This is a genomic window from Bacillus sp. JJ1764, from assembly GCF_036962145.1.
Taxonomy (GTDB): Bacteria; Bacillota; Bacilli; order Bacillales; family Cytobacillaceae; genus Neobacillus.
The window spans coordinates 1-23,300 of record NZ_JBALNY010000080.1; the positions used below are offsets into that span (position 1 = coordinate 1).

The window sequence follows — 23,300 nt, forward strand, 5'->3', positions numbered from 1 at the left end:
ATCCAGGCCACAGGTGTCTGAAGAAGTCGGTCCCAATATTTATTAACTGCGTTTACTGAAGAAGAACGGCCGCCGAGAGTGAAGTGCCTTGTGTGCAAATCAACCACCATTAAAACGTTATTAAAAGAAATTACTTGTACTTTTTGCATAATTTTTCTATAATTTTTATGGGCAGTATCCTACAGGAACTGCACCTTTTTGGAATACTACAATTAAAAAGGTTTCTGCCTAGATCCGTATAACGGACCGGGACAGAGGGATGAACATGTAATAGAGTAGCTAAAGATCCTCTGCCTTCAGAAGGATCTTTTTATTTGCTCCTCCATCGTTGTATCTCCTCTCCCCATTACAAGGAGGGAAAAGTATGAAGCAAACAACAGATTTTCTGAAAATGAAAGAGAAAAATGAAAAAATCGTCATGCTGACAGCTTATGATTACCCATCTGCAAAGCTTGCAGAACAAGGCGGAGTAGACATGATTTTAGTCGGTGATTCTTTGGGAATGGTCGTTTTGGGCTATGATTCCACGATACCAGTGACGATTGATGATATGATCCATCACACGAAAGCAGTTAAACGAGGAGCAAAGGATACATTTATTGTTACCGATTTACCGTTTTTAACCTATCACCTGTCTGTAAGAGATACATTAATGAACGCCGGTCGAATTATTCAAGAATCAGGTGCCCATGCCGTTAAGTTGGAAGGGGCTGATGATGTAATTGAAAAAATTTCAGCCCTGACAAGTGCTGGGATTCCTGTTTGTTCACATTTAGGTTTAACCCCACAATCTGTAGGAGTACTGGGCGGATACAAGGTCCAAGGTAAAGATGCCGAGGCAGCAAGAAAGTTAATAGATGATGCTAAAAAATGTCAAGAAGCCGGTGCGTTTATGATCGTGCTTGAATGTGTGCCTAAACAGTTGGCAGAGGAAGTGACCAAGGAGCTTAACATCCCTGTAATCGGTATAGGGGCTGGTATTGAGGTGGATGGACAGGTTCTTGTTTATCATGACATCCTGGGTTATGGAGTGGAACGTGTACCGAAGTTTGTCAAACAATATCATTCCGTCAATCCATTTATCATTGAATCGATCCAAGCCTACACGAATGAAGTGAAGAATCAGCAATTCCCTGAAGATAAACATTCATTTACGATGAAAGAAGAAGAACTAAAGGTGCTTTATGGAGGTCAAGGATGAACGTCATCACCACGATAAACGAAATGCAGGCAGAGCTTTTAAAACAAAAGAGTCAGGGAAAATCTGTTGGGTTTGTCCCAACCATGGGCTTTCTGCATGAGGGACATTTAACATTATTAAGACAAGCACGCAAAGAAAATGACATTGTCGTTTTAAGTATCTTTGTCAATCCACTTCAATTCGGTCCAAAAGAGGATTTTTCCACTTATCCTCGTGATTTTGAACGGGATCGTGCTTTGGCAGAGTGTGAGAAGGCGGATTATCTTTTCTTTCCCTCGGTGGAGGAAATGTATCCAACTGAACCATCTGTAAGTGTAGTTGTCAAGGATCGCACAGATGTCCTTTGCGGTAAATCCAGACCAGGTCATTTTGACGGGGTAGCAACGGTTATTACCAAATTATTTAATATCATGATGCCTTCTAGGGCCTATTTTGGCAAAAAAGACGCCCAGCAGGTTGCTGTCATCGAAGGCTTGATTTCAGACTTCAATTTTCCGGTTGAACTCATCCCAGTTGATATTGTTCGAGAGGAAGATGGACTTGCGAAGAGTTCCCGGAATGTAAATCTGTTACCGCATGAAAGAGAGCAAGCTGTTATTCTCAATAAAAGTTTACAATCAGCCAAAGAGGAAATTATAATGGGTGAACGGAATCCTGCACGGCTGATTTCTTTTATTAAAGAGATGATTACAAACCAATCTGATGGAGAGGTTGATTATGTTGATATTTATTCCTATCCTAATTTAAAACCACTGGAAAAAATAAAGGGTAGGATTATCATCGCACTTGCTGTAAAATTCTCTAAGGTACGGTTGATAGATAATTTGATTTTAGATATAGATTAAACCATAAAGAGGAGGAACAAACTAAGATGTTTCGCCACATGATGAACGGTAAAATTCACCGAGCTACAGTCACAGAAGCAAACTTGAACTATGTTGGCAGTATCACAATAGATGAAGATATTTTAGATGAAGTTGGGATGGTCGCAAACGAGAAGGTACAGATCGTAAACAATAACAATGGTGCCCGTCTAGAGACCTATATTATCCCAGGGGAAAGAGGCAGCGGGGTTATTTGTTTAAATGGCGCTGCGGCTCGACTAGTCCAAAAAGGAGATATTGTGATTATCATCTCCTATGCCTTGATTCCTGAAGAGAAGGTCCCAACACACCATCCAAAAGTTGCCATCATGGATGAATATAATCGAATTAAAGAACTAATTCACGCTGAACCGGCAAATACTATTATGTAATCCCCATTATTGGGGATTTTTTTTACTAATTGACTTAAAACGGGCAATGAGTTTTCTTTTTGCGCTTTTTGTGATACCGTTTAAGGAACGAAGTTTTGGAGTGTATGAAAATGGAAAATAAATTTGTTGTAGTGGATTTAGAAACTACCGGAAATCTCCCTAAAAAAGGGGACAAAATCATCCAATTTGCGGCTGTGGTGATTGAAAATGGGGTTATTACAGAGAAATTTTCCTCTTTCCTAAATCCGCAAAAAACAATACCAACTTTTATTGAAGAACTAACTGGGATTCGGGATGAAATGGTTAAGGATGCTCCTCTTTTTGCAGAAATTGCCCCAAAAGTTAATTCCTTATTAAAAGACGCCTATTTTGTTGCCCATAATGTTTTATTTGATCTCTCTTTTCTACAAGAGGAATTGATTCAGGCAGGGTTCCCCGGTTTCTATGGCCCAGTTCTCGATACAGTTGAAATGGCCAGAATCCTATACCCAACAGCTGATGGCTATAAGTTGTCCGACCTTGCTGAAAGAGAAAATCTGCTGCATGACCGACCACACCAAGCTGATAGTGATGCACTTGTAACCGCCGAACTGTTTTTAATCTTAATAAAACGTTTCTGTCAGCTACCACTTGTAACACTCAGAAGGCTGATGCCGTTATCGGGTGGTCTAAAAAGTGATTTACAGCAATTCCTAGAAGAAATGCTAGAAGAAATAAGTTTCAATGAAGAAGAGCATTCAGACGCTTTTGAAATTTTTAAAGGGATTGCTCTGAAAAAAATACCGGAAAAACAAAAGTTGCTTAGTAATCAGACAGATTTGCAATATCCGAATGGTGAATCAGAAAAAATCAGGATGCTAAAAGATAGCTTCCCTTCTTTTGAAACGAGAGAAGGGCAATTTCAAATGATGGATGCTGTTTTTAACAGTCTTCAAAATGACAATCATACCTTGATTGAGGCAGGTACTGGTGTTGGAAAAACAATGGGTTATCTTTTACCTGCTGCTTATTTTGCCAAGCTTACAAATCAACCCATCATTGTGAGTACACATACGATTCAATTGCAAGAACAAATTTTAAAAAAGGAAATACCTTTATTAAATAAAATACTTCCATTCGAAATCACGGCCGTTTTACGAAAGGGAAGAAGCCATTATATTGATTTAAAAAAATTTAAGAAAACATTGTTGGATGAAGAAAGTGATAATTATGATAGCACTTTAACGAAGATGCAAATTCTTGTGTGGTTAACGGAGACAGAGACCGGTGACAAGGATGAATTGAATCTTTCGAGTGGTGGATCTCTTTTTTGGAATAAAATTAAAAATGATCCTTCTCTCTTTCCAAGTGACCCTGAATGGATAGAAAGAGATTTTTATCATAAAGCAAAGCTGGCTGCAGAAAAGGCAGAAATAATCATTACAAATCATTCTTTGCTGTTAAGTGATCTAAAAGAGAATGGAACTGTTTTACCTAAATATGATTATGTCATAATTGATGAAGCTCATCATCTTGAAAAAACAGCCATTGGATTTTTTGGATATTCACTTGATTATTTATCAACTCGTTTATTACTGGGGCAATTTGGACAGTACGAACAAAAACAGCTTTTTTATGAGTTGGAGGAAATAATCAAAACCAAGGTCCCTAGTTCAGAGGAACCTACTCTACATACCTTTGAATTAAATCAAATGGTTATAGATCTTACTTTTGAAATGGATGAATTTTTTAAATTGATCGCTATATTTGCCAAAAGTCAACAAAGCAACACAAAAGGCTTTTATAAGGCAAAAGTTCGTTTTTCAGAGACCGACTTTTCAAAAGAAAAAAGAGCTCTTATTCATAGTGCAGAAAGACTGATTTTTCTTTTAAAAGATGTTCATTCTTCCATTGAGAACAGATTGGGTTTGATTCAAAAAGAACATAAAATTCTTACACTCGATCAGGAGACAAAGATCGAAGAAATTGCCTTATTCCTCAAAGAAATAGATAACCTAAGGCAGATTGTTAAACATTGTTTTATCACAGATACCCACTTTGTTAAATGGATTGAAATGGATGTGAGGTCTCCGCAAAATGTTACGACGTTCATGGCACAACCTGCTTCGGTAGCACCTGCATTAAAGCAGCAGCTTTTTGAACAGAAAAAAGCAGGCATTCTAACCTCTGCTACACTAACCGTTAATGATTCATTTGATTATATAAAAAAAGAAATGGGGCTGGGCTCAAATTCTGTACATACCTTAACGATCCCATCACCCTTTCATTATCATGAGCAAGTTCAACTTTTAATTCCGGAGGATTTACCTGAAGTAAAAACAGTTTCCTTAGATGAGTATGTGATTGCCATAACGGAACATATTATTACCATTGCAGAGGCTACTAAAGGTCGGATGCTCATTCTATTTACGGCCTATGATATGTTAAAGAAAACACATGAATTAATCAAGGAGAGTGGTTTTCTCGATGATTATGTGCTAATTGCCCAAGGAATCAGCGGGGGAAGTCGTTCTAGGTTGACAAGAAACTTCCAACGATATGACAAAGCCATTCTAATGGGAACAAGCAGTTTCTGGGAAGGTGTAGATATTCCCGGTGAAGATCTATCCTGCTTAATCATCGTAAGGCTGCCATTCAGTCCTCCTGATGAGCCATTTACTGAAGCAAAATGCCAGATCATTGAAAAAAGTGGAGGAAATGCTTTTAAGGAATATTCACTGCCCGATGCCATTCTAAAATTTAAACAAGGTTTTGGCAGGTTAATCAGAACTGAAAATGATCGGGGAATTGTCATTGTTTTTGATAAAAGAATCGTGAATACTCAATATGGAAAGAGTTTTCTGAAATCCATCCCTCCAGTCACGATAAAAAAAGCACCAATGAATAAATTAGTCAAAATTATTCTTTCTTGGTTATGATAAATATTGGAAAATTACACATCCTAATCGTAAGGGAGGATTGTGTATGAAAATTTTACTGATTCTAATTGCCCTATTAATGCCAGGTGCCACTATGGTCCAAGCTTCTTTCACTGGCAAGGTGGAGAATATCGACTTAAATTTAAAGAACCATGAAATGGCCATTACTTTTTTAGGTTTGTCCGCAGGAGAGGCAACATTAATTCAAGGCCCTAATGGTGAAAATATCTTAGTAAATACCGGCGGAAAGAACACTGAAGCAGAGCTGGTAAACTGGTTGGCTCTTTATGATGTAAAGAAAATTCAAACTTTAATCCTTTCTAAGGATGTTCAGAACCTAGCTGTCCCAAGACTTAATAAATTTATTTCAAAATATAACATTAAAGAAATTATTAGTACACCTGCTAATGAAGGTTGGCTTAAGAAAAATATTGACCCGGAAGCTCAGGTGCAAATAACTGTATGGGGTATTGGCACCAAAAAAACGACCATTCCCGATTTAACGGCTGAAGTACAATATGTCGGTAATGAGCCATATGAAGGCTTGGATTTTTTACTACGCTTTTATAAACACCGCATTTTTCTAATGTCTTCATTGAGTGAAAAGTCAGAGGAGACTCTCATGCACAAAAAGTTGGACGGAATAAATGTGTTTAAAACTCCAAACTGTTCAGAGGAAAAGTCATTGTCCGAAGCCTTTATCCAATATCTAAATCCTGAAATTTCAATTCTTTTTGCCTCAGAGGATTCCTACCCGGATCCTAAGATTCTCCATGACCTTCATAAAACATGGTCTGAAGTATATTTTACTAAACGGCATGGAACCGTTACGGTTAAATTTACGGATTCAAAATATGAGGCCATTACGATTCCGATTGAAGAAGAGGAATAACTTAAAGGATTGAAGTGAAAAAATTTAAAAAAATGCGTGAGTTTCTCAGCAAGTTTTATTGATACCTGTTATAATAGGGAATAGTATTTTACATAAAGAAGTGAGTGAATGTTGAAAAAGTGGATATATTTGGCTGTCATTATTTTCATTGGAATCTTGGCTGCCACGATCAAAATATATGTTAACGCTACTGGGCCTGTGAAAACTGCGGAGGCCAAAGCCCTAACAATTGCTAAAAAACAGATTCAATTCAGTAAGGTTCAGGACTTTCATATTTATAACGGTCTTGAGCGGGTATTTGTTATTGAGGGCAAAAATAAAAAAGGCGAAAAGGTAATTGTTTGGATTCCTGAAAAAAGTAAAAAAGTGATTATCAAAAAAGCCAAGAATGGTCTGTCCAAACAAGAGGCTATACAAAAACTAAAAGAAGAGAGTAATCCTAAAAAGATTATATCAGTCAGGTTGGGAATGGAAAAGAATATCCCCTTATGGGAGATCTATTATCGTTCTGATAATAACTTAATAAATTATTATTATATCCATTTCGAAACCGGTGAATGGCTAAAAAAAATTGAGAATCTTTGACAGAAAAGGTGAATGGAGGAATTAAGGTATGGTAGAATTAGCAAATCGGGTGTTAGCTCTTACACCTTCTTCAACACTGGCAATTACAGCAAAAGCAAAAGAATTAAAAGAACAAGGTATCGATGTTATTGGTCTAGGTGCAGGGGAACCTGATTTTAATACCCCAAAACATATTTTAGAGGCTGCAGAAAAATCCATGTACGAAGGACAAACTAAATATACGCCTTCAGCCGGTTTACCTGCATTAAAAAAAGCTATTATTAAAAAATTTGAAACAGACCAAGGCATCTCCTATAACCCTAATGAAATTATTGTGGGAAATGGAGCTAAGCATGCACTTTACACGTTATTTCAAGTTCTTTTGAACGATGGTGATGAAGTCATTGTTCCGATTCCATATTGGGTGAGTTATCCTGAACAAATTAAATTGGCAGGTGGCATCCCTGTTTACCTTGATGGAAAAGAAGAAAATGACTTTAAAATTACTCCTGAGCAATTAAAAAATGCCATTACCAATAAAACAAAGGCTGTTATTATCAATTCACCGAGCAATCCAACCGGGGTTATGTATTCCGCAACGGAGCTATTGGAATTAGGTAAAATCTGCCTTGAAAAAGATATTCTAATTGTTTCTGATGAGATCTATGAAAAGCTAGTTTATGGTGGAGCTAAACATGTTTCAATTGCTCAACTTTCTCCTGAACTAAAAGAGCAAACGATTATTATTAACGGTGTGTCCAAGTCTCATTCAATGACAGGCTGGAGAATTGGTTATGCTGCCGGTAATAAACAAATTATTGAAGCCATGACTAATCTTGCGAGCCATAGCACTTCCAATCCAACGACCACGGCACAATATGCAAGTATTGCTGCCTATAATGGACCTCAAGAGCCGGTAGAGGAAATGAGAAAGGCTTTTGAAGAAAGACTTGAAATTATTTATAAGAAATTAATCGCGATCCCAGGTTTTACTTGTGTAAAACCACAAGGAGCTTTTTATCTGTATCCAAATGTTAAGGAAGCCGCAATCATGACAGGTTATGAAAATGTGGATGATTTTGTTGCAGCATTACTTGTAGAAGCAAAAGTTGCGGTGATTCCAGGCTCCGGTTTCGGTACTCCGGATAATATTCGCCTTTCCTATGCAACTTCATTAGAACAACTAGAAAAAGCCATCGAGAGAATACAGCAGTTTATGACGGCTAAGGTTCAAGCATAATTAAACAATCTATTGCAAAAAGTCTGCACACAGGCAGACTTTTTGTTTTTCCTTACCAAAGTTGGATACCTAAATCCTCTTACTTAAAATTGAAAGTTCATGTTATACTATTTTGGAGGTGTCCAAACTATGAAAGCTACTCTATTATCTTGGCTTCAAGAAGGTAATATTACTATTCCAACCTTATTATTTTCTGAATATCGAAATCTGAATTTGAACGAGACTGAACTTGTTCTTCTTTTAAATATTCTTACTTTTTTAGAAAAAGGTAATCAATTTCCTACTCCAGAAGAATTATCGGCACGAATGACCATTTCCATTCCAGATTGCAATGAAATGCTAAGAAGATTGATGCAAAGAGGTTTTTTGGAAATTATTGAAGAATATTCACATGAAGGGATCCGATTTGAGAAATATTCTATTCAGCCTTTATGGGAAAGACTGGTTGAACAATTTCTATCTAACCAGAAAAGCAGCCAAGAACAAAATAAGAAATCAGATGAGATGGATTTATATACGTGTTTTGAAAAGGAATTTGGTCGTCCTTTATCACCATTTGAATGCGAATCTCTTGCGATGTGGATGGATGATGACCACCATGATCCGGTTATAATAAAGGCTGCGTTACGAGAGGCTGTCATGTCAGGAAAATTGAACTTCCGTTATATCGATCGAATTCTATTTGAATGGAAGAAAAACGGTATTAAAACCATCGAACAAGCTAAAAATCACGGAAAAAAATTCAGGCAAAAACAAACCCAGAAAACTACTACTGGACGAGAGGAATCTCATTCAACATCAGTCCCTTTCTATAATTGGCTTGAGCAATAATTAGGCATGTAACGAGAGGACAATATTCTCTCGTTTATTTTCATTTTACACGATACCAGGCAGGTGAATGTCATGTTGAATAACACCCAAATTCGATATTGTTTAGACCAAATCGGCGAAATGTTTCCAGAAGCACATTGTGAGCTCTACCATTCCAATCCTTTTGAATTAGTTATTGCCGTATCTTTATCTGCACAATGTACGGATGCATTAGTAAACAAAGTAACTAAGGAATTATTTAAAAAATATAAAACACCAGAGGATTATCTAAGTGTCACATTAGAGGAACTACAAAATGACATTCGCTCTATTGGACTCTTTCGCAATAAAGCCAAAAACATCCAAAGCTTATGTCGATTACTATTGGAGGAATATGGGGGAGAATTACCCAAAGATCGAGATGAATTGACAAAACTTCCTGGAGTAGGAAGGAAAACGGCTAACGTGGTGGTTTCCGTTGCTTTCGATATCCCGGCAATTGCCGTCGATACCCATGTAGAAAGGGTGAGCAAACGTCTAGGTATATGTCGGTGGAAAGACTCTGTGCTAGAAGTTGAGAAAACTTTAATGAGGAAGGTACCGAAAGAAGAATGGTCAAAAACCCATCATCGATTAATTTTTTTTGGAAGGTATCATTGTAAAGCACAGAATCCCCAATGCCCTAGCTGTCCATTATTGGAACTTTGCCGTGAAGGGAAGAAAAGAATGAAAGGGGCTGCGGAAGTAAATGGATGACCAAATGATCATCATTTCTAGCATCCTCAAGGAATGGGAAGGAATACAACCATCTATTGAGAAATCATTCCGTGAACGAAACCAAATAGAAGCAAAGAAATTGATGGATAAAGGAATACAGTTGTTCATTGAATTCTTGATGGTAGCCAATAATCAACCCTATAGCGATCAATTTTCGATCCCATATCAGAAGCTTGAGTGGAAGCCTGTTAATCTAGAGGAAAGATTAAAGTTTATCATGTCCAGACCAAACCTACATCATTCCTATCGCCAATTATCAGAATTAGTGACAGAACAAAAAAAGCAGTTGGCAAAAAAAAATATCCAAAGAAAAACGTCCAGACCATAATTCTGGACGTTTTTTCAATTTATGTTCCATTTGTACCTGTTGTTTGTCCTCCTGTTGTAGGAGGGGGAGTTTCGCCGTTTCCTTGACCAGGCCCATTATTGTTACCACTATTGCCATTGCCATTATTATTATTGTTGTTACCACTATTCCCATTGCCTTTATTATTATTATTCCCGGTTCCATTGTTATTTCCGTTTGAATTACCGTTTTCTACATTTCCGGTTTGATCATTTTGCGGACTTGGAATTTCAACGGATGTAGAAGCCGCATTACTTGTTCGACCATCCACTATGGCAACAATCGAGAACGAGTATTTAGTTCCTGGATTTGCAGGAATGGTTAAGCTTTTATCTGAAACCGTAACCTTTTTCGTATTTTTACCATCGCTATAGGTTACCTCAAATTTTGGGTTGCTTCCAGAGCTATTGTAACTCCAGGTCAAGTTGATTTGTTGATTTGTTTCATCATATTTTGCATTCGCGTTAGTAGGTGAATCGATATTTTTATATTTTTCGGATACAGTCTTTGGTATATGACCTTTAACAGCATACTCTGTTGTGACCATACTGTCTGGTGTGTACGAACTAGCTAGGACAGGCGGCATCGTACCTCTTTCAATCTTAACTTTTACAACACTGCTAGGCATGGTGAAATCAGGTGTTGTAACGTCCCTGGACACATAAGTCATTAAATTTTTAAAGATTAATTGAGCGATTCTTTGATTGTCTCCTACTGCTGTAATGGGGTTTTTACGGTCACTGTATCCAGTCCAAATGGATGCTGTATAATTCGTGGTGTATCCAGTAAACCAAGAGTCTGGGACTGATTTACTGCTAGTAATTCCCCATTGTCGCATTTCTTCCTCTGAGTAATTGGTTGTACCTGTTTTTCCGGCGATTGGTAAGCCTGGAACACTGGCTCTTGTACCTGTACCCGGAGAAACTAGCACACTCTTTAGCATATCTGTAATCATAAACGCAGTTGAATCTTTCATCGCTACTTTAGGCTTTGGAGCCATGTCAATCTCAGTTCCATCACGCAATTCAATTTTTACGACAGCATGAGGTTTATTGTAAATTCCATTATTACCGAAAGCCGCATAGGCTCCTGCCATTTCAAGAGGGGAGACACCAATGGTTTTGCCGCCAAAGCCACCTATGGCATAGGATTCATAAATTTCCTTTAAAGGAATGCCAAGGTTAACCGCGAACTCTTTCGCTTTATCCAGACCGACTTGCTGAAGTGCCTGGACAGCAGGTGTATTTCTTGAAAGCTGCAAGGCCGTTCTAATTGTCATGGCCCCTTTATAAGACTGGTCCCAGTTGCCAAACTTTTTACCGGTTGAATAGGTAATTGGTTTGTCTTCAATCATTTGATATGTTCCCCAGTTCAAATATTCAATAGCGGGACCATAATCCAGAACAGGCTTTATCGTGGAACCGGGCTGTCTTTTCGTATCAATTGCATAGTTAAACCCTCTGGCAACCTGTGGATTTCTGCCACCGCCAAGGGCACGAATTTCACCCGTTTTGGTGTCAATTAAGGCCACTCCAGCCTGAAACTGATCGTCAGGGAATGGTATATTATCATACGTATTCAATAGTCCATCCACATAGGTTTGAGCATCTCTATCCAAGGTAGTATGGATGATTAATCCATCTGTAAAAATATCAAAATCCGTATTGTTTTTAACTTCATCTATGACAGCATCGACAAATGGGTCAAATGGTTTATCGTTTACGTTACGTTGTTCGGGTTTTAACACATCGTCTTTAACCGAAACCTTCATCGCATCTTCCATTTCCTGTTTGGTAATATAACCATGTTGATGCATCAGGCTTAATACGATATTTCTTCTTTTCTCTGCCAAATCTGGATGGGTAAATGGATTATAGTTGTTAGGACTTTGTGGCATACCGGCAATTTGCGCGGCTTCCGCCAATGTTAATTCTTTTAAGCTTTTTCCATAATAAATTTTGGCCGCAGTGGCAATTCCGTGGCTGTTTTCAGAAACAAACACTTTGTTAACATACATTTCAAAAATCTGGTGTTTTGTATATTTTTGCTCAAGTTGATAGGCAAGCCATGCTTCTTGCACTTTACGCTTTAACGTTTTTTCATGGGTCAGGAAAGAGTTTTTAACGACCTGTTGAGTGATCGTACTTCCTCCCTCAGCACCAAAGCCATGTTGAAAATTGGCTAGAATCGCACCGCCTAAGCGAATTGGATCAATCCCATGATGCTGGTAAAAACGGTAGTCCTCGGTAGCTAATATTGCGTTTTCAACCACTTTTGGAATATCTGCATAATTAGCATATTCCCGATTGACGGCTCCAACCTCTGTCACTTCTTGATCATTTTTATCTAAAATCTTTGAAGGAATGGGGTCTTTTAGTAATTTAGGATCAAGTGTAGGTGTATCCTTCACTAAATAGGCGAAAGTGCCAACTCCAGCAGCTAAACAAATGAAACCAAAGATAACCAAAAAGAGTAGAATTTTTTTAAATAGTCCACGTGGCTTTTTCTTAGTTTTTTGTTGGCCTTTTGCCTGGAGATTTTTTCGGCGCTCCTCCCTAGATTGGTATTGATCTGCCATTTTGAAATTCCTTCCTTTCAAATCATTCATTTCCCTCAATAAAAAGAGTAAAGTCTCTCTAATATTTTAATATAATCAATTCTTGGCTGAAATCCTAGTGGAATGTGGTGGCCAACCTCTTCTATTTCTTCTTTAGTGATGGATTTTCTGCCACCATCCAACATTCTTTGCCAAAAGATAAATAAATGCTTTGCCTCAAGTAAAAAGACTTTATCCCATTTAGTAAATCGAATGATTACAAAACAAATTCCTCCCTGACCAACTACTTCCTCCATGTGACTAATTTGATGCTGGTGGAAGTTCTTTAATGGAAATGAGGTTGGGTTAATGGTTTCCTTTGCCTCAAAATCAACATACTTTCCATTATATACTCCATTATAATCGGTAGTGGAGGCTAATTTAAAATAGGCCTCTTTAATTACAGCTGCGCTCCGCTTCGGATAATCTACCTGAACAATTTGGATCGGTGTAGGTTTTTTATGGATGACAGCAATTTTTCTGTTACGATAATATTCATTCGATTCATTTAAATCTTCTTCTAACGTCATCCCTCTATTACTATAGGTACTCTTTTTGGTATTATTTACTAATTCTTCCTGTTTCCTTCGTACAAACTTTCTTCCATTAGGGTAATTAACATTCATGATATGTACACCTCTTTATAACATACCTTATGATAACAAATCTAAGCAGAATAGGGTGAATAATATGTGATACCTAGCAAACCCTAATATCAATTGTACTAATTCTCACATGAAAAGAAATGATTCTTTATACACACCAATAACCTCTAACTTATAAACTATTAACTTAAAGGGATGATCAAAATCATATGAATCCCATTACCATACACGAAGAAATGATCATTCGTCAAATTAAAACTGAAACGGAACTTAAAAATAAGGATAATATCTCAAGAACGAATGCCTATTTTACATATTTTAAAAAGAATTCGGATATATTGTGGTCCTTCCTCGCCAGTATGGTCTCACGGAACGGGGGGTGGAATATGTGTGATTTGGAAGGGTCCACTTTTCGACAATTATTATCACCTCAAATTAGAAAACAGCTGTTTCTAACATATGAAAGGGCTAATTGGCTTATTTTTCATGATGTATTCCCGCAATTGCTGCTCTACCAATATTCGACGAAATCAGGCCGTCCTTTGTTTCACTTACTACCTTATTTTGAGGTTTCTTCTTTTATTCAAAAAGAATGGATTCGATATTGGAAAGAAAAAGACCAAAATCGGTTGACAACTGCTTTAATTATTAATGAGCAAAATGTCATTCAAACCCCGGTGATTGAACATCCCATCTATCAGAAGAAGGTGTTCCATTCATTTTTATTTAACTTTCAAGATTGGCTTCATTTTAGTTGTGTATTATTTCCAACATGCGGGGGAGAGGTGTATGGGGCAAGTGTGAATGGCTTTAGGAGTTTGTCTAAAAGAATTAACCTTGGAAAAAGGCTAGCTAGCATTCTGTTTCATCCTCGGTTATACCCTTATTTTTTTGAGTTTGCCGAGAAAACCCCTCATACCGGATCTAGGTCAGATTATGAACAATATTTTAAATTAAAAACACCTGGGAAAACGCCAATTCTTAGATTGACTTTTCCAATTGTTGAACATCATCAAAGGGCTACTGTTGATTGGAGTAAACATCGGATGGTTTCTCCAACATGGCTATACGGTCCCGCCCGTCATCGCCATCCTATTCATTTAACGGATTGGTACTATAATAAAGCCTATCAACTTCAACTGTTGCAGTCATTCCACCAAACCTTACAGTTAAAGAAGTGGGAATAAGAGAAAAAGCAAGGGTATTTTCCCTTGCTTTAAAAATTTTGCTTATTCTGCTGGCCGATTTGGTCCCTCTAGCTTTTTATCGCCATATCCAACCCGTTGTTCTGTTTGTGATTGTCCAGCTTGCTTTTTAGTTTGATTATTCTTTTTCGTCATCATTTCCACCTCCAATTTTATCATGTGCGGTAATGCAAATTTTCATTCGGATGTTTCTGTCGAATGAAAAAAAGTACATGCCAAATGGACGCTTTCTTTGACGAATCACTTCTAGTTTTGTCAAGCAGGAAGGAAGTGTATGAAAAAGATAGAATTAATAACGTAATTATCTGCGGGGAGGGTCTTAAAAATGAGTGGACGAATGACTGATAAAGAGAAGCTGTTAGCGATGCTAAATGGGATTAATAATCAATTGGAATGTTTAGAGTTAGCACTTGAAGCTTCTTTCTCCGAACAACGAGTAAGAATGAAAAGGGAAGAGCAGATAAAAGTTGCAAATGTAGTAACAAAACTTACAAACATGGAAGCCAAATGGAATAATATACAAGTAACAGAGGGTAGGGTTCTTTCACCTCAATCAGCCAATACGCTAAAGCTGAAAATGGGTTATTAAAGGGATAAAGAAAAGAGATGCAGCAATGCATCTCTTCATTTTTTTAATTCTCAATGAGGGAGTTTTCAATATGATCCGGCATGACTGCACCTAGTTCTTCGAGTTCACGGACGAGATGACTATATTCTTTAATATTTATTTCATTTTGAATATAGGCTTTTTTGGCAAAATCCATTAGTGTATTAACATCATCTGTACTGTAATCACGACTTTGAATGAATCTGGTTTTTAAATCGCCAATGTTCATGTTTTGCTCCCCCTCCATTTTTTTTATAGTAACACGAAATAAAACAATTTCTTGTTTTTATAAAATTAAAACTTCAGACAAAATTCTCGGCATTTTGACAGGAAGTTTCATATTTATATGAGTCACCTCTCCCTGTTTGCCCACATAGTTTGTAATAGTGATAAATGCGGAGGAGTGTTTGCCCATGTTTGAAAGAGTGAAGCAATATAGGAATAATCAATTTGGGAATCCCGGGCAAATGATGCAAAACGTTCCATATAGTCAGCAAATGAACCCTTTGTACTTCCGGACTCAACAACCCTTTCCATATCCATTAGCACCCCAAAATTATGGGTGGCAGCCATATCAGCAGCAAAGTTCCTATCTTCAGCAAAGTTTTCAACTTCAAGGAGCCCAACCCGGATTCCCTACTCAACATGTTCCAAATTTTAATCAATCACATTACCAGAAGGATTCGCAATTTTTGTTCCATAATCCACTACAACCAAAAGAAGAGATGATTCAACAACCGTATATGCCGATGAATGGTTACCCGATCATGAATCCGTACCCTAAAAATAATGTTATTCCAAAACAGCCAGGTGGTATGCAGTCATTCATGAACTCATTTAAATCACAGGATGGGTCAGTAGACTTTAATAAAATGGTTAACACTGCAGGGCAAATGGTCAATGCAGTGACCCAAGTTGGAAGTTTAATAAAGGGTTTTGGAGGAATCTTTAAAGCATAAAAGAAGACGGCGAATCCGCCGTCTTTTTTATTCATCAATCTCAATAATTTTGCCTTGTTCCCGAGGAATCCGAATTTGAAGTAATCCATCACGGTATGAGGCTTTGATCTTCTTTTCGTTGATGGCTTGCGGAAGGGAGATCGTACGGGAAGAGCGCTGCTGGACAAATCTGCGGCTATAAAATTGCCGGTTTTGATCCTCGGCTGTCTCTAGTTCTTTGTTTTCTACTGAAATGGTTAAGTAATTACCGGTGATATTAAGATGGATTTGTTCTCTTTTTACACCAGGAAGTTCTGCTGTGACGATATATTCATTTCCTGATTCCACTGTCTCAGCAACAAAACCTCCTTCAAACGGAAAAGGTGTTTTGAAAAGATCATCAATTGATTGTAAAAAACCCTTAATGGGCTTTTCTGAAAAAAAGTTGTTCATGGATTTAACCAATTCGCCAAAGGGATCAGGAATTGGTTTTTTTGAGTTGTTTTTATCAACGGGAAAATTCGATGCCATCCTAAAAGCCCTCACTTTCAAAATTTTTCACGATATCATATGCAAAATAGTATGAGTAGGTGTTTAGTCATAATTTGGTAATAAATTTTTGAACGATTTATGTCAATTTCTATTTGTGTGATCTAAATCACACAAAAAGTGTGACAGGATTTGTATTCTTAAACTGTAATTAAATGAGAGCGAGGGAAAAAAATGTTTTGTTATCAATGTGAGCAAACTCCTTCAGGAGGATGTAAAGTAGTTGGTGTATGCGGAAAAGATGAAACAATCGCAAGTTTGCAGGATACCATTGTGTTTGGATTAAAAGGGATTGCTGCTTATCGGACACATGCCAATCAGCTGGGATACACAGATTCCTTCGTAGATGCAACAACTCATGAAGCATTATATATGACATTAACCAATTCGAATTTTAATGTGCAGGAACATATTAATATGGCCATGCAGGTGGGGCAAGCCGCTGTTAGGGTTATGGAATTGCTTGATAAGGCGCATACTGAACGTTTGGGTATTCCGCAACCAATCACAGTTACTCAAAACAAGATAGAAGGCAAAAGTATTGTTGTAACCGGACATAACCTGTTCGCACTTGAAGAACTGCTTAAGCAAACTGAAGACAAAGGAATTAATATCTACACTCACTCTGAAATGTTGCCTGCTCATGGTTATCCGGCATTAAAAAAATACTCCCATTTAAAAGGGAATATCGGAAAAGCTTGGTATGATCAACGTCGCTTATTTGAAAAGTTTCCAGGAGCGATTTTAGCGACGACAAACTGTGTAATGCCAATTAAAGGTACATATGCAGACCGGATGTTCTCCTATGAAGTTGCTGGTCTAGAAGGTGTCGAAAAAATTATCAACGACGATTTTACTCCGTTAATTAATAGAGCGCTGCAGCTTCCTGATGCTGCAATCGAATCAGACGAAACGTTACTCACCGGTTTCCACCATGAAACCGTACTTGGCCTTGCACCAGAAGTAATCGATGCAGTCAAGACTGGAAAAATTAAACGGTTCTTCGTCATTGCCGGCTGTGATGCACCTGGACAAGGCGGGGACTATTATCGTGAGCTTGCAACATCCCTCCCGCCTGAAGCAGTGATCTTAACAACATCCTGCGGGAAATTCCGTTTTAATGATGTGGACTACGGTACGGTGCCTGGAACCAATATTCCTCGTTATATTGATTTGGGCCAATGCAATAACTCTGTTTCGACTGTAAAAATTGCTGCAGCATTGGCAGATGCTTTTGGATGTGAAGTAAACGAACTACCGGTAAGTATCGTTCTTTCCTGGTTTGAGCAAAAGGCAGTAGCGATTTTATTGGGACTATTCAGTCTCGGAATTCAAGATATCAGAATCGGACCAAAACCACCCGAATTCATTTCTGAAGGCGTATTAAATGTCCTACAAGAAACGTTTAATTTAAAATTAATTGGCACAGCCCAAGAAGATATGGCTGATATGCTTAAATAATAAATACAAAAATACCGCAGCAATTGAGCTGCGGTATTTCCTTTATATCAAATTAATTTCTTCCATTAAAATTTCTATATCTAAAATCATGTTTCCTTCATCATCTACTTCAATTAATTCTTCTTTTTTCATTTTTGTCAAAGTCCTGCTAATGGTCTCTCTAGTCGTCCCAATCATATTGGCCAAGTCTTTATTCGTGAATTCCGCTTTTAATAGAATGGTACCGTCTTCTTGCTCTGTCCCATGTTTTTGGCCCAGGCGAATAAGGAGCTTGATAATTTGTTCATAGGTATTATTAAGGATTTGTTCTTCTAGACGATTTTGTAAGTCAACAATTTTCTCTCCCAGAACCCTGAACACCTTGATGCATAGTTCTGGATTTTCAATCAGAACATGTTCAAATCTGGAAATGGGAATAGCGATTAATGTGGATGGCTCAAGGACTTCAGCATAGGCTGGATAATCGCCTTTGCGGAAAAAACCAACATGGGGAAACATATCGCCTTTCTTGGCTATTGCCACGATTTGTTCTTTGCCGTTTACATCACTCTTATAGATTTTAACCTTCCCATTATAAATAAAATAAACATTTTCTAAAGGATCTCCTTGGAGAAACACATGGCTTTGCTTCTTCCATTCCCTAACAATTGCAATATCCGTTATCTTCGAAAGCTCTATATCATTTAAATTCCGAAAAAGAGTAAACTCTGATAGAACATTTTTAATTTCCTCTATCTTCATGTCATCACCTTCAATTAAAGAATCAATTATTCTCATTGTAACAAAAAAATTACCAAATAGTTATCCTATTAAATAAATGAATTTTCCTTTTGTTCCGAACGCTTATTCGCTAAAATATAGATATGAGGTGAACGGTATGCAATGGAGAAAGAATCTACATAATCTTATACACGAATTAAAAATTAATGAACAATTTAAAGAAAATATTGTTACTTGGAGAACTATTCCGGAAAAAGAGGCAAAGACTGTACCCCTGCCGGCAAATTTACATCCAGCCTTAAGAGACGCGTTAAAACAAAGGGGGATTGATCAGCTTTATACTCATCAACACTCATCCTATGAGCAAATTATGTCAGGACAAAGTATTGTGGCGGTTACCCCTACTGCTTCGGGGAAAACATTATGCTACAATTTGCCAGTTCTTCAGACGATTTTGCTAAATTCTAATGCTAGAGCATTATATATGTTTCCGACAAAAGCTCTTGCCCAGGACCAAAAAAGTGAAATCAATGAAATCATCCAATCTGCTGGTGTCGAAATAAACAGTTATACTTATGATGGCGATACTCCAGCAAATATTCGGCAACGGGTAAGAAAAGCAGGACATGTTGTCATTACGAATCCTGATATGCTTCATTCCGGAATTCTTCCGCATCATACAAAATGGGTGTCACTATTTGAAAATCTTAAATTTGTCGTTATTGATGAACTACACACATATCGTGGCGTGTTTGGCAGCCATGTAGCCAATGTCATCAGAAGACTAAAACGAATTTGCAACTATTATGGTAGCAATCCTGTATTTATTTGTACTTCGGCTACAATCGCAAACCCATTAGAACTGGCTAAAAATTTAACAGAAGAAAAGATGAAGCTCATCGATAATAATGGAGCTCCAAGTGGGATCAAGCATTTTCTCTTTTATAATCCCCCCATTGTCAATAAACCGTTAAATATTAGAAAAAGCGCTACACTTGAGGTGCGTAAAATTGCCGGGGAATTATTGAAAAATAAAATTCAAACCATTGTGTTTGCCAGAAGTAGAGTCAGAGTGGAAATCATTCTGACATATCTACAGGAATTAGTGAAAAGTCAATTGGGTGAAAAGTCAATTATGGGGTATCGCGGCGGATATCTACCTACTGAACGGAGAAAGATTGAAAAAGGTTTACGTTCAGGTGATATTTACGGTGTGGTCAGTACCAATGCTTTGGAGTTGGGGGTGGATATTGGCCAACTTCAGGTATGTATCATGACCGGTTATCCCGGGACTATCTCTAGTGCCTGGCAGCAAGCCGGAAGAGCAGGGAGAAGGCATGGAGAGGCGTTGGTGATCATGGTCGCCAGTTCAAGCCCGTTGGATCAATATATCATTCAAAACCCAGAATACTTTTTTAATAAAAGCCCGGAAACGGCTCGAATTAATCCTGATAACCTGATTATTTTAATTGATCATATGAAATGTGCGGCCTATGAGCTTCCTTTTAAAGCCGGTGATAAATTTGGAACAGTGGAAACAGAGGAATTTTTAGAGTATTTAACGGAAGAACGCGTTCTATATCGTAATGGTGATAAATGGTATTGGATGAATGATTCCTTTCCTGCACATAACATCAGTTTGCGCTCCGCCTCTCAAGAAAATGTCATCATTGTAGATAAAACCAATGTTGCCAACGTTAAGGTCATTGGAGAAATGGATCGTTTTTCAGCTATGACCCTTTTGCATGATGAAGCAATCTATCTTCATCAAGGTATACAATTCCAGGTAGAAAAGCTGGATTGGGAGGAGAAAAAGGCCTTTGTTCGGGAAGTGGCTGTAGATTATTTTACCGATGCCAATCTTGCTGTTCAATTAAAAGTGTTAGAAGTAGATAGATTAACAAGCAAGTCTGAGGCAGAAATAGGTTATGGGGATGTCAGTGTCAGAGCCATGGCGACGATTTTTAAAAAAATTAAATTTGAAACCCATGAAAACATTGGGTCTGGCCCCATCCATCTCCCTGAGGAGGAGCTTCATACGAATGCGGCTTGGATCTCATTAAATCGCAATCTTGCTGACTGGGAGCAAGAGAGAATGGAACAAGGTCTTATTGGAGCAGCACATGCTCTTAACCATATAGCACCTTTATTCGTGATGTCAGATCCGCAAGATATACATGTTATCCCACAGGTTAAGGCGGATCATAATGAAAAGCCAACGATTTTCTTCTATGATCGATATCCTGGAGGCATTGGCTTAAGTGAAAAGATTTATACAGGACTTCAGGACATAGTATCCGAGACCAAAAATATGGTTGCCCAATGCCAGTGTGAATCGGGGTGCCCTTCCTGTATTGGAACCGAGGCTATAAATGAGACAGCGAAAAGAGATGCCGTGAGAATACTTGAAGCTTTATTATCGTCAAATGAAACGGAGAAGGATGTATCGCAATGTCTTTGAAAAATAAACTAAATCGCCTAAAACCCCATCTTTCACTCGGTGAAGGGGTTGAAAAAACAGAAGTATCACCCAATAGGGAAGGAAAAGTGGAAATACCTTTTTTAGAAAGATGGCAAAATGAACAAGTTTCACCGTTTTTTTTTGATGGGACCTATTGTTTCATACGTGAGGTGAGATTCCCTCTTTCCCATAAGCACGGTCATTATCAATTTGCTGATTTTTTAAAGGCAATTAACCTGTGGAATGAAACTCATATCAAACATCCGCTATCAGCACAGGGGTTTAACGGGGCGGATTTATTCTTTTTTGATACTGAAACAACAGGGCTTGGCGGAGGAGTGGGCAATACCATCTTTCTGTTGGGATATGCCAGTGTACAGGGGGATCATCTTTTACTTAGGCAGCACTTACTGCCAAACCCAGGGGCAGAAATACCTTTATATCAGAGCTTTCTGGAAAAGGTCAATTACAAAACGCTTGTTACTTATAATGGGAAAGCCTTTGATTGGCCACAGGTCCAAACAAGACACACACTTGTAAGAGATCATGTTCCTAAATTACCGGCATTTGGCCATTTTGATTTATTTCATGCTGCCAGAAGGCTTTGGAAGCACAAATTAGAGCGTTTAAAGCTATCTATTGTGGAAAAGGAAGTTCTTGGGATTGAAAGAACCGATGATATTCCAGGCTATCTTGCACCGATGATTTATTACGATTTTATTGAAAATAAAAATCCTGAAGGAATTTTGGGTGTAATGAAACACAATGAAATCGATATCCTCTCACTGGTTACCCTTTACACTCACTTAACTTTTCAACTTTGTGGGGTCGACCAGGCCCAAACGAGAATGGAATCATATGAGGTTGGACGTTGGTTTGATGCCTTGGGAGAAAAGCAGAAAGCCAAAGAATTCCTTACAAGTCTCATGGATCATCATGATTTGACATCTTGCAAAGCAAAGCTAACATTAGCTTACCAATATAAAAAAGACAATAACTGGCAAACGGCCAGGAAATTATTTGAAGAGATTACGACTTCAGATTCTGATGAGAAGATGCTTCTTGAATCCTATTTAGAACTTGCGAAGATTCATGAGCACCGGATTAAAAATATTGAGCTAGCCATTGATTATTGCTATAAAGCTATTGACCTATTAAAAATAGTCCAAATCCCTAAAATTTCTGGTGACCAGTCACTTGAGCAATTTCAAAAAAGGCTCAAGCGTTTAGAGAAGAAACTATTGAACGAGTTACATTAAAAAAATGTAACAAAAATTTCATAATTAATTGCTATAAAACTACCAATTCCATATTGTCTTGCTCCAAATAAAGAGGTACAATTTTAAACTGTGTTGAGTAAAAAATAAGTTTAAAATCTTTATGGAGCTGGTATTATGTATAAGGCAATTTTAGTTTTATTTTTCGTCGTGGTATGTTTGACTGCCTTCATCTTTTCAAGCTTAAGAGACAGTTTTTATACATTTTTATAAATCTGAGTTTGTCCTAATCGGCAAAAATAGGTCATTTCATTAGTACAAGAATACTCCTTTCCTCATAGGCTGTTAATGTAAATAGAAAATAACCGAAAGGAAGGAGAACTTAATATGTTTCTTGGAGCTAATGTTACACCTCCGGTCATTCATCCAACAACAAATTTTGTGAACCATACTTTTTCAACTACTGTGGTTCCGCACATTCATCCAATTCACACAACAACGATTAATCATCATATGTTTCAGCATAAGCACTATTGCCCACAAACATCTTCATGTTGTGAGGAGGTTTGCAATCAGCATATTAACTGCTGTAATCCGTGTGCCCCTCAAGCAGCGATGCCGATGTCTAATGCTTTGCCGAATGCAGTACCAAACGCTGCACCGGGCTTTGGAGCAGCAGGTTATGGAATGCCGGCCCCTGGAATGGGAGCCCCTGGTTTTGGACCAGGTCCGTTTATGAGAAGAAGACCTTAAAATTAGTTTATGTCACTAAACAGGGGCTTTATGCCCTTGTTTTTATTTATTATCGGCATGTATGGTATGCTGTTAAGAAAAAGAGTTGATCATTAGCTAAATGAGTTAATAAAGGAGTGTGACCTTTATTAAAGTTCTAACAATATCTGGTTATAAATCCTATGAATTGGGAATTTTTAAAAAGG

Annotated in this window: 22 protein-coding genes; 17 read left to right on the top strand and 5 right to left on the bottom strand. The window is 37.8% G+C overall.

Annotated elements, in window-relative coordinates:
- Nucleotides 1-364 precede the first annotated feature (364 nt).
- The 10 genes from panB to V7083_RS12520 all read left to right on the top strand — a co-directional run bounded on the left by panB (nt 365) and on the right by V7083_RS12520 (nt 9,985).
- Nucleotides 365-1,201 carry a 3-methyl-2-oxobutanoate hydroxymethyltransferase gene (gene panB, locus V7083_RS12475; protein WP_335478154.1) on the top strand — a complete coding sequence of 279 codons (837 nt, stop codon included), beginning with the start codon at nt 365-367 and terminating at the stop codon, nt 1,199-1,201.
- Complete coding sequence (gene panC, locus V7083_RS12480) at nt 1,198-2,046, top strand: pantoate--beta-alanine ligase (protein WP_335478156.1); 849 nt, start codon at nt 1,198-1,200, stop codon at nt 2,044-2,046. Before panB ends, panC begins: the two co-directional genes overlap by 4 nt.
- Before the next feature lie 26 nt (nt 2,047-2,072).
- Nucleotides 2,073-2,456, top strand: coding sequence for an aspartate 1-decarboxylase (gene panD, locus V7083_RS12485; RefSeq protein ID WP_335478158.1), 384 nt, complete (start codon nt 2,073-2,075; stop codon nt 2,454-2,456).
- 110 nt (nt 2,457-2,566) lie between these two features.
- Complete coding sequence (gene dinG, locus V7083_RS12490; protein WP_335478160.1) at nt 2,567-5,374, top strand: ATP-dependent DNA helicase DinG; 2,808 nt, start codon at nt 2,567-2,569, stop codon at nt 5,372-5,374.
- Between the two features lie 46 nt (nt 5,375-5,420).
- Nucleotides 5,421-6,266, top strand: coding sequence for an ATP-dependent DNA helicase (locus V7083_RS12495; protein ID WP_335478162.1), 846 nt, complete (start codon nt 5,421-5,423; stop codon nt 6,264-6,266).
- A 108-nt stretch (nt 6,267-6,374) separates the two neighbouring features.
- The gene (locus V7083_RS12500; RefSeq protein WP_335478164.1) at nt 6,375-6,851 is read left to right on the top strand and encodes a cell wall elongation regulator TseB-like domain-containing protein; all 477 of its coding nucleotides are present in this window, start codon (nt 6,375-6,377) and stop codon (nt 6,849-6,851) included.
- Between the two features lie 28 nt (nt 6,852-6,879).
- Nucleotides 6,880-8,070 (top strand): pyridoxal phosphate-dependent aminotransferase, encoded by a 1,191-nt coding sequence (locus V7083_RS12505; RefSeq protein WP_335478166.1) that lies wholly within the window; start codon nt 6,880-6,882, stop codon nt 8,068-8,070.
- Between the two features lie 129 nt (nt 8,071-8,199).
- The gene (locus V7083_RS12510; RefSeq protein ID WP_335478168.1) at nt 8,200-8,901 is read left to right on the top strand and encodes a DnaD domain-containing protein; all 702 of its coding nucleotides are present in this window, start codon (nt 8,200-8,202) and stop codon (nt 8,899-8,901) included.
- Between the two features lie 72 nt (nt 8,902-8,973).
- Entirely contained in the window at nt 8,974-9,636 is a 663-nt protein-coding gene (gene nth / locus V7083_RS12515) for an endonuclease III (RefSeq protein WP_335478170.1), read from the top strand.
- The gene (locus V7083_RS12520) at nt 9,629-9,985 is read left to right on the top strand and encodes a YpoC family protein (protein ID WP_335478172.1); all 357 of its coding nucleotides are present in this window, start codon (nt 9,629-9,631) and stop codon (nt 9,983-9,985) included. Before nth ends, V7083_RS12520 begins: the two co-directional genes overlap by 8 nt.
- Before the next feature lie 19 nt (nt 9,986-10,004).
- Here V7083_RS12520 and V7083_RS12525 read toward each other — a convergent pair whose 3' ends face one another.
- Both V7083_RS12525 and recU read right to left on the bottom strand, forming a co-directional pair.
- On the bottom strand, nt 10,005-12,581 hold the full coding sequence (locus tag V7083_RS12525; RefSeq protein WP_335478174.1) for a PBP1A family penicillin-binding protein: 2,577 nt from the start codon (nt 12,579-12,581) through the stop codon (nt 10,005-10,007).
- Between the two features lie 35 nt (nt 12,582-12,616).
- A complete protein-coding gene (recU, locus tag V7083_RS12530; RefSeq protein ID WP_335478176.1) occupies nt 12,617-13,225 on the bottom strand; it encodes a Holliday junction resolvase RecU in 609 nt (202 codons plus the stop codon).
- Between the two features lie 188 nt (nt 13,226-13,413).
- Here recU and V7083_RS12535 point away from each other — a divergent pair, with 188 nt between their 5' ends.
- Together V7083_RS12535 and V7083_RS12540 are read left to right on the top strand one after the other, a co-directional pair.
- Nucleotides 13,414-14,391, top strand: coding sequence for a DUF2515 domain-containing protein (locus V7083_RS12535; RefSeq protein ID WP_335478178.1), 978 nt, complete (start codon nt 13,414-13,416; stop codon nt 14,389-14,391).
- A gap of 343 nt (nt 14,392-14,734) precedes the next feature.
- Nucleotides 14,735-14,998 (top strand): hypothetical protein, encoded by a 264-nt coding sequence (locus V7083_RS12540; protein WP_335478180.1) that lies wholly within the window; start codon nt 14,735-14,737, stop codon nt 14,996-14,998.
- Nucleotides 14,999-15,041: 43 nt separating this feature from the next.
- On the opposite strand, the gene yppF is transcribed toward V7083_RS12540, so the two are convergent.
- The gene (yppF, locus tag V7083_RS12545; protein ID WP_335478182.1) at nt 15,042-15,245 is read right to left on the bottom strand and encodes a YppF family protein; all 204 of its coding nucleotides are present in this window, start codon (nt 15,243-15,245) and stop codon (nt 15,042-15,044) included.
- Nucleotides 15,246-15,429: 184 nt separating this feature from the next.
- On the opposite strand from yppF, the gene V7083_RS12550 reads away from it, so the two are divergent.
- Nucleotides 15,430-15,975 carry a YppG family protein gene (locus V7083_RS12550; protein ID WP_335478184.1) on the top strand — a complete coding sequence of 182 codons (546 nt, stop codon included), beginning with the start codon at nt 15,430-15,432 and terminating at the stop codon, nt 15,973-15,975.
- A gap of 27 nt (nt 15,976-16,002) precedes the next feature.
- On the opposite strand, the gene V7083_RS12555 is transcribed toward V7083_RS12550, so the two are convergent.
- Complete coding sequence (locus V7083_RS12555) at nt 16,003-16,485, bottom strand: Hsp20/alpha crystallin family protein (protein ID WP_335478186.1); 483 nt, start codon at nt 16,483-16,485, stop codon at nt 16,003-16,005.
- Between the two features lie 192 nt (nt 16,486-16,677).
- Here V7083_RS12555 and hcp point away from each other — a divergent pair, with 192 nt between their 5' ends.
- Nucleotides 16,678-17,964: a hydroxylamine reductase gene (gene hcp / locus V7083_RS12560; RefSeq protein ID WP_335478188.1), complete on the top strand. Its 1,287-nt coding sequence runs from the start codon at nt 16,678-16,680 to the stop codon at nt 17,962-17,964.
- Between the two features lie 42 nt (nt 17,965-18,006).
- Here hcp and V7083_RS12565 read toward each other — a convergent pair whose 3' ends face one another.
- On the bottom strand, nt 18,007-18,705 hold the full coding sequence (locus V7083_RS12565) for a Crp/Fnr family transcriptional regulator (RefSeq protein WP_335478190.1): 699 nt from the start codon (nt 18,703-18,705) through the stop codon (nt 18,007-18,009).
- Nucleotides 18,706-18,841: 136 nt separating this feature from the next.
- Here V7083_RS12565 and V7083_RS12570 point away from each other — a divergent pair, with 136 nt between their 5' ends.
- The 3 genes from V7083_RS12570 (at nt 18,842) to V7083_RS12585 (ending at nt 23,115) form a co-directional block, all read left to right on the top strand.
- A complete protein-coding gene (locus V7083_RS12570) occupies nt 18,842-21,145 on the top strand; it encodes a DEAD/DEAH box helicase (protein WP_335478192.1) in 2,304 nt (767 codons plus the stop codon).
- Nucleotides 21,136-22,404 (top strand): ribonuclease H-like domain-containing protein, encoded by a 1,269-nt coding sequence (locus tag V7083_RS12575; protein WP_335478194.1) that lies wholly within the window; start codon nt 21,136-21,138, stop codon nt 22,402-22,404. Before V7083_RS12570 ends, V7083_RS12575 begins: the two co-directional genes overlap by 10 nt.
- A gap of 345 nt (nt 22,405-22,749) precedes the next feature.
- Nucleotides 22,750-23,115, top strand: a complete 366-nt coding sequence (locus tag V7083_RS12585) for a CotD family spore coat protein (RefSeq protein WP_335478198.1) — start codon at nt 22,750-22,752, stop codon at nt 23,113-23,115.
- Nucleotides 23,116-23,300 lie beyond the last annotated feature (185 nt).